13 protein-coding genes are annotated in these 15,173 nt (G+C 70.7%); 7 read left to right on the top strand and 6 right to left on the bottom strand.

Features of this window, described 5'->3' with window-relative positions:
• Positions 1-226 precede the first annotated feature (226 nt).
• From OG349_RS06585 to OG349_RS06575, 3 genes are all read left to right on the top strand, one after another.
• A complete protein-coding gene (locus tag OG349_RS06585; protein WP_327233695.1) occupies positions 227-1,390 on the top strand; it encodes an ROK family glucokinase in 1,164 nt (387 codons plus the stop codon).
• Complete coding sequence (locus OG349_RS06580; RefSeq protein WP_327233694.1) at positions 1,387-1,983, top strand: hypothetical protein; 597 nt, start codon at positions 1,387-1,389, stop codon at positions 1,981-1,983. The genes OG349_RS06585 and OG349_RS06580 overlap by 4 nt, the downstream gene beginning before the upstream one ends.
• A 107-nt stretch (positions 1,984-2,090) precedes the next feature.
• Positions 2,091-3,677 (top strand): MFS transporter, encoded by a 1,587-nt coding sequence (locus tag OG349_RS06575; RefSeq protein ID WP_327233693.1) that lies wholly within the window; start codon positions 2,091-2,093, stop codon positions 3,675-3,677.
• 13 nt (positions 3,678-3,690) lie between these two features.
• Here the strand turns inward: OG349_RS06575 and OG349_RS06570 are convergent, their stop codons facing one another.
• Both OG349_RS06570 and OG349_RS06565 read right to left on the bottom strand, forming a co-directional pair.
• Positions 3,691-4,614 (bottom strand): ketopantoate reductase family protein, encoded by a 924-nt coding sequence (locus tag OG349_RS06570; protein WP_327233692.1) that lies wholly within the window; start codon positions 4,612-4,614, stop codon positions 3,691-3,693.
• 105 nt (positions 4,615-4,719) lie between these two features.
• Complete coding sequence (locus tag OG349_RS06565; protein WP_327233691.1) at positions 4,720-6,303, bottom strand: MFS transporter; 1,584 nt, start codon at positions 6,301-6,303, stop codon at positions 4,720-4,722.
• A gap of 78 nt (positions 6,304-6,381) precedes the next feature.
• Between OG349_RS06565 and OG349_RS06560 the strand changes: the two genes are divergently transcribed.
• Together OG349_RS06560 and OG349_RS06555 are read left to right on the top strand one after the other, a co-directional pair.
• On the top strand, positions 6,382-7,035 hold the full coding sequence (locus OG349_RS06560; RefSeq protein ID WP_327233690.1) for a winged helix-turn-helix transcriptional regulator: 654 nt from the start codon (positions 6,382-6,384) through the stop codon (positions 7,033-7,035).
• On the top strand, positions 7,032-7,685 hold the full coding sequence (locus tag OG349_RS06555; RefSeq protein ID WP_327233689.1) for a DUF4304 domain-containing protein: 654 nt from the start codon (positions 7,032-7,034) through the stop codon (positions 7,683-7,685). The genes OG349_RS06560 and OG349_RS06555 overlap by 4 nt, the downstream gene beginning before the upstream one ends.
• On the opposite strand, the gene OG349_RS06550 is transcribed toward OG349_RS06555, so the two are convergent.
• Positions 7,624-8,331: a class I SAM-dependent methyltransferase gene (locus OG349_RS06550; protein ID WP_327233688.1), complete on the bottom strand. Its 708-nt coding sequence runs from the start codon at positions 8,329-8,331 to the stop codon at positions 7,624-7,626. The genes OG349_RS06555 and OG349_RS06550 overlap by 62 nt on opposite strands.
• A gap of 174 nt (positions 8,332-8,505) precedes the next feature.
• The gene (locus OG349_RS06545) at positions 8,506-8,655 is read right to left on the bottom strand and encodes a hypothetical protein (RefSeq protein WP_327233687.1); all 150 of its coding nucleotides are present in this window, start codon (positions 8,653-8,655) and stop codon (positions 8,506-8,508) included.
• Between the two features lie 251 nt (positions 8,656-8,906).
• Here OG349_RS06545 and OG349_RS06540 point away from each other — a divergent pair, with 251 nt between their 5' ends.
• A complete protein-coding gene (locus OG349_RS06540) occupies positions 8,907-10,307 on the top strand; it encodes a hypothetical protein (RefSeq protein ID WP_327233686.1) in 1,401 nt (466 codons plus the stop codon).
• A 152-nt stretch (positions 10,308-10,459) separates the two neighbouring features.
• Positions 10,460-11,239 (top strand): MHYT domain-containing protein, encoded by a 780-nt coding sequence (locus OG349_RS06535; RefSeq protein ID WP_327233685.1) that lies wholly within the window; start codon positions 10,460-10,462, stop codon positions 11,237-11,239.
• 33 nt (positions 11,240-11,272) lie between these two features.
• Here OG349_RS06535 and OG349_RS06530 read toward each other — a convergent pair whose 3' ends face one another.
• Together OG349_RS06530 and OG349_RS06525 are read right to left on the bottom strand one after the other, a co-directional pair.
• Positions 11,273-13,285, bottom strand: coding sequence for an ATP-binding SpoIIE family protein phosphatase (locus OG349_RS06530; RefSeq protein ID WP_327233684.1), 2,013 nt, complete (start codon positions 13,283-13,285; stop codon positions 11,273-11,275).
• Between the two features lie 611 nt (positions 13,286-13,896).
• Positions 13,897-14,988 (bottom strand): LLM class flavin-dependent oxidoreductase, encoded by a 1,092-nt coding sequence (locus tag OG349_RS06525; protein WP_327233683.1) that lies wholly within the window; start codon positions 14,986-14,988, stop codon positions 13,897-13,899.
• Positions 14,989-15,173: the final 185 nt, after the last annotated feature.

The raw sequence follows: 15,173 nt of genomic DNA, 5'->3' as shown, positions 1-15,173 counted from the left end.
CGTACGACCGGCCCGTGCCGGGCCCGTACCACCCCGTGAACCCCGGTCCGTGGCGACCCCGGGCAGGGCGGATGGCAGAATCGGCCCCGGCGGGCACCGTCCGCCGCCGCCGCCCGCCAGGGCCCGGCCCCGACCCCGCAGGGACAACACGACTCGTGCGAGCGATCAGCCGAGGACGCACTCGGTACGGCAGGCCTGAGCCGACGGACACCAGGGAGCCGGGCCGATGAGCACGTACCGCGACTTCGCGCACCGCGGGTCCGCCCGTGGCACGGTCCTCAGGACCGTCGGCACCAGGGAGCGCCGCTCCCTGCTCACCGCGCCCCGCGTCCCGACCGTCGGCATCGACATCGGCGGTACGAAGGTGATGGCCGGGGTGGTCGACCCGGACGGCAACATCCTGGAGAAGATCCGGACCGAGACCCCGGACAAGTCCAAGAGCCCCCGCGTGGTCGAGGACACCATCGTGGAGCTGGTCCTCGACCTCTCCGACCGGCACGACGTGCACGCCGTCGGCATCGGCGCGGCCGGCTGGGTCGACGCAGACCGCTCGCGCGTCCTCTTCGCCCCGCACCTCGCCTGGCGCGACGAACCCCTGCGGGACGCGATCGCCGGGCGCCTCGCCGTCCCCGTGATGGTCGACAACGACGCCAACACCGCCGCCTGGGCCGAATGGCGCTTCGGCGCCGGACGCGGCGAGGACCACCTCGTCATGATCACGCTCGGCACCGGCATCGGCGGCGCGATCCTGGAGGACGGCCGGGTCAAGCGCGGCAAGTACGGCGTCGCCGGCGAGTTCGGCCACATGCAGGTCGTCCCCGGCGGCCACCGCTGCCCCTGCGGCAACCGCGGCTGCTGGGAGCAGTACAGCTCCGGCAACGCGCTCGTACGGGAGGCCAGGGAACTGGCCGTCGCCGACTCCCCGGTGGCGTACAACATCATCGACCGCGTCAAGGGCAACGTCCACGAGATCACCGGACCGCTCATCACCGAACTCGCCCGCGAGGGCGACGCCATGTGCATCGAGCTGTTCCAGGACATCGGCCAGTGGCTCGGCGTCGGCATCGCCAACCTCGCCGCCGCCCTCGACCCCTCCTGCTTCGTCATCGGCGGCGGCGTCAGCGCCGCCGACGACCTGCTCATCGGCCCGGCCCGCGACGCCTTCCGCCGCCACCTCACCGGGCGCGGCTACCGGCCCGAGGCGCGCATCGTCAAGGCCGAGCTGGGTCCCGAGGCGGGCATGGTCGGCGCCGCCGACCTCGCCAGGCTGGTGGCGCGCCGCTTCCGCCGGGCCACCCGCCGCCGCGTCGAGCGGTACGAACGCTACGAGCGGTACGCCCAGGCCATCCGTACCAGCCGTACGGCCCCGACCGAGGAACCGCCGTCATGAGCACCCTTCCCGCGCACGTGCCGCAGCCGCAGCCGGTGCGGCCGGGCGACGACGGCAAGCCCCCGGAGGACCGCCGTCACCGCAACCGCCGCCGCTGGCTGACGGCCATCGTCATCGTGCTGCTCGTCGGCGTCCCGGCGGGCTACCTGGTGGTCTCCGCCGAACAGAGCCGCAGCAGCGGCCGGGACAAGGAGGCCGAGTCCTCGGCCACCGGACTCCAGCCGCTGCGCCCCTCCAAGATGAAGCGCCGCATCTACGAGGTCCCGGTCCCCGGCGGCGCCACAGGACTGCGCTACTACGAGACCAGCAACTGGAAGTCCAGCCGGCTGTACGTCCAGTTCGACGTCACCTCGGGACGGCTCGACACCTTCCTGACGGAGATGGGCGTCACCCGCTCCTCCCTCAAGGAGGGCGCCATCCCCATCTCCGCCCGCGACCAGCGGACGGTGGGCTGGGACTTCGACATCCCGGACCACGCCTGGGCGGGGGTGAGCCACGACCAGAAGGACCCCAGACCCAGCCAGGACGTGGTGGTCGACCTCTCGGACCCGGCCTTCCCCCGCGTGTACGTGGTCTCCACGGCGACGCCCTGAAGCAGGTTCGCCCGGCTGGCCCCGCGCGGTGAGGGCGGGCCGGGGGCGCCGGGGGGAGATAGTCGGTGGGACCGGTACGCCCCTCAGGCCGTGGACGAGGAGTGAGCATGCCTGATGCCGACCCCGAGGCCCCCGAACCGGGCGGATCCCGCCCCGCTCCCCGGGCCGGGCACACCCCGCCCGCGCAGAACAAGTGGTGGACGCTGACCGCCGTCTGCCTCGGCACGTTCATGCTGCTGCTCGACATCACCATCGTGAACGTGGCGCTGCCCGACATCCAGCGGTCGCTGCACGCCAGCTTCTCCGACCTCCAGTGGGTCGTCGACGCGTACTCCCTCACGCTGGCCGCCCTGCTGCTCACGGCGGGCAGTCTCGCCGACATGTACGGCCGCAAGAAGCTCTACGTGATCGGTCTGGCGGTCTTCTGTCTCGCCTCGCTGCTGTGCGGACTCTCGAACAGTTCGCTGATGCTGCAACTGTCCCGGGGGCTCCAGGGCATCGGCGGCTCCATCATGTTCTCGGTCTCGCTGGCGCTGCTGGCGGACGCGTTCCGGGGCAAGGACCGCGGGGTCGCCTTCGGGATCTGGGGCACCATCACCGGACTGGCCGTGGCGATCGGACCGCTGCTCGGCGGTGTGCTCACTACCGGCCTGTCCTGGGAGTGGATCTTCTACGTCAACCTGCCCATCGGGGTGATCGCCGTCGCGATCACCGTGCTCAGGGTCGCCGACTCCCGCAACCCGGAGGCCCGCCACCCCGACTGGCCGGGCTTCGTCCTCTTCACCGCCGCCCTGTCGAGCCTGGTGTACGCGCTCATCCAGTCCAGCCACGACTCGTTCTCCGACCCCGTGGTCATCGCGTGCCTCGCGGCGTCGGTCGTGCTCATGACCGCGTTTGTGGTGGTCGAGCTGCGCGTCTCCCAGGCGATGTTCGACCTGTCGCTCTTCCGGAAGCCGACCTTCACCGGCGGCCTGATCGCGGCCTTCGGCCTCAGCGCCTCCCTCCTGTCGATGCTGCTCTACCTCGTGCTCTACCTCCAGGACATCCTCGGGTTCAGCGCCCTGGGGGCGGGTGTGCGGCTGTTGCTGATCTCGGTCGGCATCCTGGTGATGTCCACGCTGTCGGGGCGGCTCTCCTCCCGGATGCCGGTGAAGTGGCTGATCGGACCCGGCCTGCTGCTGATCGGCGGCGGGCTGCTGTGGATGCGGGGTCTGAACGCGTCGAGCGAGTGGACCCATCTCATCCCCGGCATGCTCATGTCCGGGGCGGGTCTGGGCCTGGTCAATCCACCGCTGGCGTCGACCGCCGTCGGGGTGGTCCAGCCGGCGCACGCGGGCATGGCGTCGGGCATCAACTCGACGTTCCGCCAGATCGGCATCGCCACCGGCATCGCGCTGCTCGGCACCCTGTTCTCCAGCAAGATCAAGTCCTACGTGACCGACCACATCGCCGCGATCCACGGCGTCGGGGACATCGGCTCCCGGATCTCCACCGCCGTCCAGTCCGGCACGGTCACCCAGACGCTCGACTCCCTGCCGGCCGCGGTCCGGGCCCCGGTCGAGCACCTCGCCGCGGCGGCCTTCACCTCGGGGCTCAACGAACTGCTTCTCGTCGGCGCGATCATCGCCCTGGCCTCCGGCGTGATCTCGTTCTTCACGATCCGTACCAAGGACTTCGCGCAGCAGCCCTCCTGACAGCGGGTCGGGATCAGTTCCCCGCCGCGTGCCGCCGGTTGTGGGCGCGCAGCGCCAGGGCGGCGGCTTCCAGGCGGGGTACGGGGACGCCGGCGGCGCGGCCCCGCCGGACGAGGTCGCCGAGGACGTTCTCGACCTCGGTCGGCCGCCCGGCGGCCAGTTCGCGGGACAGGGACGACGTCATGGGCGATCCGGCCGCCGTGACCAGGCCGCGGAGCGCGGTGCGGGCCGTCTCGTCCAGCCCGTGGCCGGCCGCGGCGGCGACCGACGCCGCCTCGTCGAGGGTCGCGGTGGCGAACTCCGTCCCGCCGGTGACGGCGACGACGTCTCCGACGCCGCCCCGGGCGAGCGAGGTGATCGCCCCGACGGTGGCGATCATGACCCACTTCCGCCACATCGCGCCGACGACGTCGGCGGTCACGGTGACGGTGAAGTCCGGGACGCCCAGGGTCGCGGCCACCTCGTCCACCCGGCTGCTCGTACGGCCGTCCAGTTCGCCGATCTCGATCTGCCCGCCGGGCGCGTACTGGCGGATGTCCCCGTCGGGGCCCAGTTCCGTGGCGACCCTCAGGGTGCCGCCGAGCACCGCCGTACCGAAACGCCCGGTGAGCACCTCCAAGTGGGCGATGCCGTTGAGGAAGGGGACCAGCGCGGTGCCGGGGCCGACCGCCGGGGCGATGTCGTCCATGGCCGCGGCCAGCGCGTCCGGCTTCACCGAGAGCAGCACCAGGTCGTACGGCTCTTCGAGGCTGTCGGCGGTCACCGGTCGCGCGCTGACCACCTCGGCCCGGTCGCCGTCCAGGATGCGCAGGCCACGCTCCCGGAGCTGCCCGGCCCGGCGGGGCCGTACCAGCAGATCCGCGTCGCGTCCCGCCTGGAGCAGCCGCGCTCCGACAAAGCCACCGACGGCGCCGGCACCTACCACCAATGTCTTCATGGTTCTCTCCTCGGATCCTGATGGGGGCGGCGCCGGAGCGGGCGTCCGGCTCGGTGGTGAACGAGCGAGTGGGCCCAGGCCCCACCATCGCGATCACCTCATTCCTCACATGGTTGTTCCTGAGCCCCCGGGACGCGCGTCGGCCTCGGGGGGACCGGGGATTTCTCCTTGATGCGGTGCGGGCTGTGCGGGCAGGAAGACAGCGGCGAGCAGGGCGCCCGCGACGGCGACGAAGGCGGCCACGAGGCAGCCGGTGGTCAGGCCGTGGTCGAAGGCTCCGGTGGCGGCCTGTCGTACGGTCCCGCCCAGGGCGTCCCGGCCTTGCGCGGCGAGCCGGCCGGCCACGCCGAAGGCGGCTCCGACGGACTGGTGGGCGAGGTCGGTCGGTCCGGGCGGCAGGGACGCGGGGAGGGTGCTGTTGAGCCGGGAGTCGTACTGGGTGGCATAGACGCTGCCGATGACCGCGACGCCGAGGGTTCCGCCGAGCAGCCGGGTGGAGTCGTTGACGGCGGAGCCGACGCCGGCCTGGTCCCCGGCGACGGCGCCCATGATGGATTCGGTGGCGGGGGCGGAGGTCAGGCCCATGCCCAGGCCGAAGACGACCATCTGGGCGGCGATGATGCCGTAGCTGAGGGTCGGGGAGATGTCGCTGGCGACCCAGAAGTAGAAGGCGGCCTGGAGGGCGAGCCCGGCGGTGACGATGACCTTGGTGCCGACGCGTACGGCGAGGCGTGTTCCGAAGGTCGATCCGACGGCGACGGACACCGCGACGGGCAGCAGGTGGACGCCGGTGGACAGGGGGCTGTAGGCGCGGATGAACTGGAAGTACTGCGTGATCAGGAAGATGAATCCGAACAGGGTGAAGAACGAGATCGTGACCGAGACGCTGGCGGCGGTGAAGCGCATGTCCTTGAAGAGCCGTACGTCGAGCATGGGTTCCGCGACGTGGCGCTCGCCCAGGATGAACACGGTCAGGAGCATCACGGAGCCCGCGAAGCCGGCGAGGGTGGCGGCCGAGGTCCAGCCGCGGGTCGGGGCCTCGATGATGGTGTAGACGAGGAGCCCCATGAAGCCGGCGGACAGGACGAGGCCCAGGTAGTCCAGGCGGTGGGCGACCTGGCTCCTCGACCTGGGTACGTACAACGCCACCAGGACGATGACGGCCAGGGAGACCGGGCCGAGGGTGTAGAAGATGCTTCCCCAGCTGTAGTGCTCCAGGAGGAAGCCGCCCACGATCGGCCCGAGCGCGATGGCGACGCCGGCGGTCGCGCCCCACAGGCCGATGGACAGGGCGCGTTCCTTGCGGCTGGTGAAGACGCCGGTGAGCAGGGCGAGGGTGGCGGGGAAGGTCATCGCGGCACCCAGGCCCATGACGGCGCGGGCGGTGATCAGCTCGGCGGGGGTGGTGGCGAATCCGCCGACGAAGCTGGCCACTCCGAACACCAGCAGGCCGGCCATGAGCATGCCTTTGCGGCCGAAGCGGTCCGACAGGCTCCCCGAGGTCAGCAGCAGGGCGGCGAACACGAGGTTGTAGGCGTCCACGACCCACTGCAACTGCGAGTCGGTGGCGCCCAGCTCGCGCGTGAGGGTCGGCAGCGCCACGTTGACCAGGGTCGTGTCGAGGTTGATCACGAACGCGGCGAGGAGGAGGGCGACGAGCACGAGCGGTTTGGACGGCGTACGAGTCATGCTTCAAAACTACATCCGAGTAGTTTACTTTCTCCATCACTCGCTTTAGATTCCGCCGTCCTGTCGTACGCTGGGCGCATGCGGAGTTATGGCCAGTACTGCTCGATAGCCCGGGGTCTCGACGTCATCGGGGACCGCTGGACGCTGCTGATCGTCCGGGAACTGCTGCTGCGAGGCCCGTGCCGGTTCACGGACGTCAGGAACGGCCTGCCGGGCATCGCGACGAACCTGCTGTCGACCCGCCTCAAGGAACTCGAAGCGGCAGGGCTGATCACCCGCGAGGACGCGCCACCGCCCGTCGCCACCGCTCTCTACCACCTCACCGAGGCCGGCCTGGCACTCCAGCCGGTCCTCAAGGCGATCGGGCTGTGGGGGCTGCGCTTCATGACCGACGAACGCCCCGACGACGCGTTCCAGGCACAGTGGCTGGCCTACGCCCCGGCGTGGTTCACCACCGACGCGCGGCCGGACGGCCCGCCCGCCGTCATCCAGCTCGTCGCGGACGGCGAACTGGCCGTCATCGAGCTGCGGGACGGCCACGTCCACACCCGTCTCGGCCGCGCCACCGACCCGGACCTCACCCTGGAAGGACCACCCCGCGCGGTCCTCGGCCTCCTGACAGGCAAGATCGACCTCGACCTCGCCACCCAACTGGGCCTGTCCGCCACGGGCCACCGCGACCTGCTCACCCGCCTGCGCCCGGTCGTAGAGGAGGGTGAGCGGCGGACATGAACCCCCTGGACACCCTGATCGCGCGGCATGTCGCACCGGTCGCCAAGGCGGCCGGCTTCACGAAGAAGGGCAGGACTTTCCGCCTGGCCGGGGCCAATGGCGATCACCTGCTGATGCACTTCGACACCCACGCGGTCGACCCGGCTCGGCACGTCTTCGACGTCACCTTCTGGATCGTCCCGCTGCCCTACTGGGAGTTCCTTAATCGGCAGTACGCGAACCCGCCCGCTCCCGAGGCCGGCGGCGCGCTCGCGACCTGTCCCGTGATCCCGCCGCCCGGTGTCGCCCACGAGCCCGAGGAGGAGATGCCGTTCCGGTCCCGCTGGGCTTTCACGGAACCGGGGACGCGGGATCTGTGCGGACGTGAACTGGCCCGCGTTCTGGCCGAGGAGACGCTTCCCCTGGTGACGCGCCTGCTCGACCGCAGGACCCTTCTGGAGCAGACCCGGAGCAATCCGAACGGCGAGTTGGTGAGGCTGCGGGGTGCGGCACAGAGCGAGATAGTGCTGCGCGTCGACAGCGATCCGCTCGCCGAAGTCACCGCTCTCGTCGACAAGGCCGAGACGGACGGCGGTTTTCCGCCCTTCGTCACCTGGGCGCGGCAGCGGCTGCGGCAGCGTGCGGAGCGGGAGGGGTTCGCTTGGCCATGACGACCACGCCCGGGCCCGTGTGCTCGTCGGCGGGGAGGCGGAGTTCGGCGACCGGGTGGAGGCCGGCCTGTTCGATCAGGGACACGAGTTGTTCCGGGCGCCATTTGTGGGTCGTCCAGCGGACCGGTACGCCTCCGTAGGCCTCGGTCCGCAGCGCGTCCTCGTCGCCGACGTGCGTCGCGGTGATGAAGTGGCCGCCCGGCTTCAGGGCGCGGGCGAAGTGGGCGAGGACCTGGGGGAGGACGTCGCGGGGGAGGTTGAACAGGGACCACCACCCGAGCACGCCGCCCAGGGACGCTTCGCCGAGGTCGAGTTCGGTGGCGGAGGCGACGTCGAAGCGGCACTGGGGATAGAGGCGTCGCGCGTTCTCGATCATGCGGGGGGAGAGGTCGACCCCGGAGACGTCGAGTCCGCGTTCGGCGAGGTAGCCGGTCACCGTTCCGGGTCCGCAGCCGACGTCCAGAACGGGTCCGAGCCCGCTCACGGTGTCGGCGAAGGCGTCGATCGACGCCTTGAGCCAGGGATGTCCGCGGATGTCACCGATCCCCGTTGTCAGCACCATGTGGACGTAGTTGTCCGCCACTTGGTCGTAGGACTCACGGACCGTGTGGAGATCGGCCGGGCGGTCGATGGGGTGTGCGCGCATCGGCCCACGATAGGCGGGGCTGCGCGAGGTGCGCATGCCGGTACGCGACGGGCAGACGCCCACGGCGGCGCAGATGGAACCGTGAGCCGCGTCCTGGACGCGCCGCGACACTTCAAGGCGTCCCTGTAGCCGCAGCCTTGCGCGGCGCGTCCCTGAACAGAGCGCCCTCGTCCCTCACTTGGCCTTGCGGAAAGCGTCCACCGCCCTTTCCAGCCGCCGTCGGAGCGGTGTGGTCCGCCACACCCGCGACCACTGGTGGGCGCGGCCCAGTCCGTATCCGGCAAGGATCGGCAGCAACGCCTCCAGATCTCCCATGTGTTGCATGTGCGCCTCCACGCAGCCAGGCAATCCTCCCGGTGCCCCGGGCGGAGCACCGAACGGACTCCAGGCTGTGGCCGGACGCGCACACCGTCCGGTACCGCGCCGACCGGTTTTCGGTACGCCTCTGACCTGCGGCGGGACCGACTCCGGCATCGAACTGGCACGGGGAGAAGCGTGCTTCGTCCCGTTTCCCGGACCGGGACCGGTCGGCTGCGCTAGCCTCCCGGCATGTCCGACACCTGGGGGAGGGTCACGTGTCGTCCACCGATCCCGACACGCACCGTGCGAAGGAACTGGAACGCCTCGCGGATCAGCAGGCGACCCGGTCCCTCCTCGAAGAAAGCCCCAGCCTGCTGGCGTGGTTACCGGCCGCACGGATTCCCTCGCCGGACACGCCCGCCACACGCGCCCGCGCCGTCCATGACCTCTTCCGGGAAATCATGGAGCGTGCCCAGTCCGCGTACAGCGCGAACGCGGGAGACTCCGTCGCGCGCGACACCCTGGCCGTGGGAGCCCTGTTCGGTCTGGTGACCTGGGGTCCCACGGGGCGGCCGGACCCCGGCGGCCGCCCTGCCGCGAGCAAGGAGGTCCGGCGGGGGCTGGCGGGGAGCTGGCTGGAGCCACCGGTCCTGGCCGACACCATCCGCCGCAGAGTGCACAAGCAGCGCCTTCTGACGGAGTTCCTGCACACCCTGTACGACTACGACGCGCCCGCACCGCCGCCCCAGGGGGACATCACCCCCGCCCCCGTGATCCCCGCGCCCCCCGTACGCCGGGGCCGGGCCCGCAGGCGCTTCGTACTGACCGCCCTGGCGGCCGTGGTGACGGCCACAGCGGTGCTCCTGGCCGTGACGCGGCCATGGTCGGACCCACCGAGGAAAATCGCCGACAGCGCGCGGATCAAGGACCGCGCGGTCGGCGTCGAGGGCAAGGAAAGCGTGGGCTCACCGGTCAAAGTGATCTCGGTGAACTCGCTGAACACGGGCAGCAACAGCTGGGCGTTCCCCGACGTACGAGAACTCTCCGCCGCGGAACTGCGAGAGATCGGTGACATCGGCAACCAGACGCGCTACGACGACTGGTTCCTGGAGCGCGACGCCGTTCCCGTCGGACTGCGCGCGGATCAGGTCCTCCTGGAGGGCAACTCCGACCGCTCGGTGCGCATCGTGGGCCTCACCCTCGACAAGACCTGCCGGGAACCGCTCGCCGGGACCCTCTTCGACAATCCCGACGCGGGTCAGGACGACACGGTCATGCTGAGGGTCGACCTCGACCAGCGGTTCCCGGTCGTACAGAGCAGCGATCCCGACGCCGAGGAGGGCGACTACTTCGAACACAACTCCATCTCCCTGAAGCAGGGCGAGCAGGTGACCGTGATCGTCCTGGCGTACACACAGCGGCAGTACTGCGAGTACAACCTGGACTTCGAGATCGCCCACGGCGACGAGACCCTGACCCAGACCGTCAAGGACAACGGCCGTCCCTTCCGGCTCTCCGCCGACACCAGCGACACCGGCAGGACCCATCCGTACGACTCCTACGGGCGGGTCTACCTCGGCGGCGTCGCCGTCGCGGCCGTCTGCCCGAGCGGCGGCGGCGAGTTCATCGGCGTGGATCCAAAGACCTTCACGTACGACACCAGGCAGTGCTCCTGAGGCTTCCGGCCACCGCCTCCGACTGTTCCCAGCCAACTTCGTTAAGAAGACGAGACCGTACGAATCGGTCCGGACCGCCGTCGTACAGCCCATAATCACGTCGCCCCCCACGCCCCAGTACCCACTTCCTGAGCCAAAAGGTCGTCCTACTGATGCGCGGCACCGTCGACGGATTCCACTACGGACTCATCACACCCATCGCTGCCTACCTCATGGCATGTCTCGGCGCGGCTCTCGGCCTGCGCTGCACCACACGCTCGCTGCGAGCCGAACACTCCTGGAAGGCCGGCTGGCTGGCCCTGGGGGCCGGGGCCATCGGTTCCGGTATCTGGACCATGCACTTCATCGCCATGATCGGCTTCAACGTCGAAGAGACACCGATCAGTTACGACGGAACCCTGACGATTCTCAGCCTCTTCGTGGCGATCGTGATGGTGGGCATCGGCGTATTCGTCGTCGGCTACCGGGGCGCCAGCCGGTGGACCCTCGCACTCGCGGGCACGGTCACGGGGCTGGGAGTCGCGGCGATGCACTACACCGGCACGGCCGGGATCCGGCTGGCCGGCCATCTGGAGTACGCCGCTCCGACGGTCGCCGCCTCCATCGTGGTCGCCGTGGTCGCGGCGACCGCCGCGCTCTGGGCGGCGGTCTCCATCCACGGCTTCTTCGCGAGCCTGGGCGCGAGCGTCGTCATGGGGATCGCCGTCACCGGGATGCACTACATCGGCATGGCGGCGGTGACGGTACACGTCCAGAGCGCCGCGAGCTCGTCGGGCTCCGACTTCCCGGCCTCGTTCATCCTCCCGGTGCTCCTGGGGCCTGTGGTCTTCCTCCTCCTGGCGGCCGTCATCGTCATGTTCGACCCGCTCCTGGTCCTGGGCGACCAATGGGACAGACCGGTGGCACGGCCGCGGACGCGCCACAACGCGTGACCCGGAGGGGGGATCACGAGGGAGGATCGTGGGTCAGGAGAGGCTCAGTTCGGCCCAGATGGTCTTTCCCGCGCTGGTCCGGCGGGTCCCCCAGCGTTCGCTGGTCCTGGCGATGAGGAACAGTCCCCGGCCGCCTTCGTCGAGTGCCGAGGCCAGCCGCAGATGGGGGGAGGTGTTGCTGCCGTCCGAGACCTCGCAGATCAGGCTGTCCCCGTTGATCAGACGGAGGGAGATGGGGCCGGTGGCGTAGCGCACGGCGTTGGTGACGAGTTCGCTGACGATGAGTTCCGCGGCGAACTCGACGTCCTCACTCATGTCCCAGGCGGTGAGCTGGTCGGTGGCGTACTTCCGCGCCTGTGCCACCGCGGCGGGGGCGCTGGGCAGTTGCCACCCCGCGACCTGGTCGGCGCCCAGCGCGCCGGTACGGGCGATGAGCAGCGCCACGTCGTCCCTCGGCGGGTTGGGGAGCAGCGAGCGGAGGATGTGGTCGGCCGCGTCGCTCATGGAGGGGTTGGTGCCGCGCAGAGCCGCGCGGAGGAGGTCCAGGCCCTCGTCGATGTCGTGGTCGTAGGACTCGATCAGACCGTCGGTGTAGAGGACGACGAGGCTGCCCTCCGGGACGTGCGCCGTGGCCGACTCGAAGGGCAGTCCTCCGACGCCGAGCGGCGGTCCCGCGGGGGCGTCCAGGAGGTCGACGGTGCCGTCGGGGTAGCGCACCACGGGCGGCGCGTGGCCCGCCCGGGCCACGGTGCACTCGCAGGTCACGGGGTCGTAGACCGCGTACAGGCACGTGGCACTGAGGTCCGTGTCGGCGATCTCGTTGCGGACGCCCGCCGTCCGGTGCAGCACGATGCCGTCGAGGCGGGTGAGGAGTTCGTCGGGGGTCAGCTCGATGTCGGCGAGGGTCCGTACGGCGGTGCGCAGGCGCCCCATGGTCGCCGAGGCCTGGATGCCGTGCCCCGCGACGTCCCCGACGATCAGGGCGACCCGGGCCCCGGACAGCGGGATGACGTCGAACCAGTCGCCCCCCACCCCGGCCGCGGAGTCGGCGGGCAGGTAGCGGGAGTGGGTCTCCACGGCCATGAGGCTCGGCATCTCCTGCGGCAGGAGACTGCGTTGCAGCGCCAGGGCGGTCTCCCGCTCGCGGGTGTAGCGGCGCGCGTTGTCGATGCAGACGGCGGCCCGCGAGGCGATCTCCTTGGCGAGGAGGACGTCGTCCTCGTCGAAGGGGGGTCGTGTGCCGAGGCGGCCGAAGACGACCACACCCAGGGTGCCGCGGCGGGCACGCAGGGCGACGGCCATGGCGGACGCCGGACCCGCCTCGCCGGCCTCCGCCGGCTCTGCCGCACCCGGGGTGAACCAGGTCGCCGTGGTCGCGGGATCCTGGCTGAGGACGGAGCCGCCGGTGGCCAGGCAGGTGGCGGGACCGGACGACTCCCGGTACGTCATCGGGTCCCCGGGGCCCGGCGGACCTCCCGGCCCGGCCGACGGGCCGGCCCGCGACGCGGCCGGAAAGACCCGTTGCGCGCCGGTCGTGGGCGCCGCGAAGGGTTCCCGGGTGGCGACAAGATCGACCCGGACCAGATCGGCGAAGTCGACCACGGCCACATCGGCCAGTTCGGCGGCCGTACGGGAGACGTCCAGCGTGCTTCCGACCCGGCGCCCGGCCTCACTGAGCAGGCGCAACCGGGCTCTGGAGATCGTCAGGTTCCGGAGGCGTCTGTCCCGTTTCTCGCGGAGGCGGCAGACGAACAGGCTGACGACAAACGCGAGGAACACCGCGAGAACGGTGATGAAGCGGTCGCGTGTGGCGACTCCCTGGACGCCTGCCCCGTAGACACCGGCCACCGCGCCCAGGTCGGCCACCCCGACGACGAAGGTCAGCCGAAGGGGGAGGAGGGCGCTGGCGATCAGCTCGGCGAGGACCGAATATCCCGCCCACGGGAAGAGACCCGGATCCACCGCCAGCTGGAGGAAGGCGATGAGAGCGATGAAGGCGAGCAGCAGCGCGGCCAGGACGTGGTCACGATCCCATGCGTGAAGCATGCGCCTACCTCCCTGGCAAGTTTTTCACAGAACGAGGTGGCGGGCGCGGCGGCCCCACCGGCCATCCGCGTGATCCGCGGGATGTGAGACCGTGCGGGGCGTGAGGAGCTCGGCGGGGCTCACTCATGTGGTCACACGGTGCCCTGTCCGTACTCGGCCAGACCTCGCGCGCCCCCCCCGGCTGCTCGTCGAGCTCGGGCGGTGACTGAGGCACGTGACCCGGCCGCTTCCTCTGGCGACGGAGCCGGCCGGGCCTGCGGTATCGGGCCGCCGCCGGATTTGCCGACTGCTTACGCCCTGGTCCATGAGCCGGTGGTATTCCTCCCGCTCACGGACCAGGGTCCGGCTGTCCTGACGCTCACGGTCCTTGCGGATCTCGAAGCCCATCGCATCCCCCGGGCTGGGGTGTTGTAACGACCACCGGAACCCAACCCGGATGAGGGGGCACGGCGAAGGCCACACAGCGGACCGCGGCGGAATCAATCCGTCCAGTCCTTGCGCGCCGCCTCGATTTCGTCAGGTGAACGCCCGGCGAAATTCCACCGCATGACACGGACGGCAGACCGGAGAACCAACCTCCGCGCGCGGTGGAGCCCCCGAGGGGGCAGCCGTTACCGCGGTCCGGCGTCACCGCCCGGCAGCGCGTACGCGTCGGCGATCAACTGGTAGGAACGCACTCGCGCTTCGGTCCCGTGTGAGTTCATGGCAAGCATCAGTTCGTCCGCGCCCGTCCGCTTCTGCAACTCGTCCAGGCCCGCGCGGACCTCGTCCGCCGTTCCGTACAGGGCATTGTCAAGCCAACTGCCCAGAGCACCCTGTTCCTGTGCGGAGAAAGCATGTGCCGCGGCCTCTTCGGCCGTCGGGATCAGGCCCGGTCGTCCGCTGCGCAGTCGCACCGTCGCCAGCGCGCCGGTGAGCGCCTCCCGCCTCGCCGTCTCAGGGTCCTCCGCGGCGAACGCGAAAACGCCGATCACGGCGTACGGCTCCGCCAGCGTGGCGGAAGGGCGGAACGCCGTGCGGTAGAGGTCGAGTGCCGGGAGCGTGTTCTGTGCCGAGAAGTGATGGGCGAAGGCGAACGGGAGTCCCCATTCCGCGGCAAGGCGGGCGGAGAAGCCGGACGAGCCGAGCAGCCACACCTGCGGCCGCTCCGTGGGGCCCTGCACAGGACCGGGAATCGCGTGGATTCGCTGGTAGGGGTGCCCGTCGGGAAAGTCGTTGTCGAGAAAGCGGATCAGCTCCTCCACCTCTCCCCCGAAGGCGTCCCCCGCCGCTGCGGGCTTGTCGGTACGCCTCAGCGCCGCCGCGGTGGCACCGTCCGTGCCAGGCGCACGCCCCAGGCCGAGGTCCACGCGTCCCGGGGCGAGGGCCTCCAGGGTTCCGAACTGCTCGGCGACCACCAGCGGAGCGTGGTTGGGCAGCATCACGCCACCGGATCCCAGCCGGATACGCTCGGTATGCGCCGCCAGATGAGCCAGGATCACCGCCGGACTGCTGCTGGAGATCCCCGGCATGGAGTGATGCTCGGCGACCCAGTAGCGGTGGAAACCGCGCGACTCCGCCAAGCGAGCCAGCCGCACGGATGTGTTCAGCGCTTCGCGTGCGGTGTATCCCTCTCCCACAGCGGCTAAGTCCAGCACGGACAACGGTACGGGCGCGGTTCCCCGCGCGGAGCCCCGGACGGGGGCATTCTTCTGCTCAGCCATACCGTCATCAACTCGGGGGCCCGGGAGGCTATTCCGACGCCGGCGCACGTATCTCCGTGGACCGGTCTCCCGGAGCCCTGGCGAACTCGCCCCGCCCTCGGCGCAGTTCGGCCCCGGGGCCTTTCCGGCTCATGGAATCCGGTACCGGTTCTCGCAGAAGGCAGCTGGGCGCGGGGGTACGGCGG

The sequence above is a fragment of the Streptomyces sp. NBC_01317 genome, assembly GCF_035961655.1.
In the GTDB taxonomy this organism is placed as follows: domain Bacteria; phylum Actinomycetota; class Actinomycetes; order Streptomycetales; family Streptomycetaceae; genus Streptomyces.
This window is presented reverse-complemented; position numbering and strand designations above follow the sequence as displayed.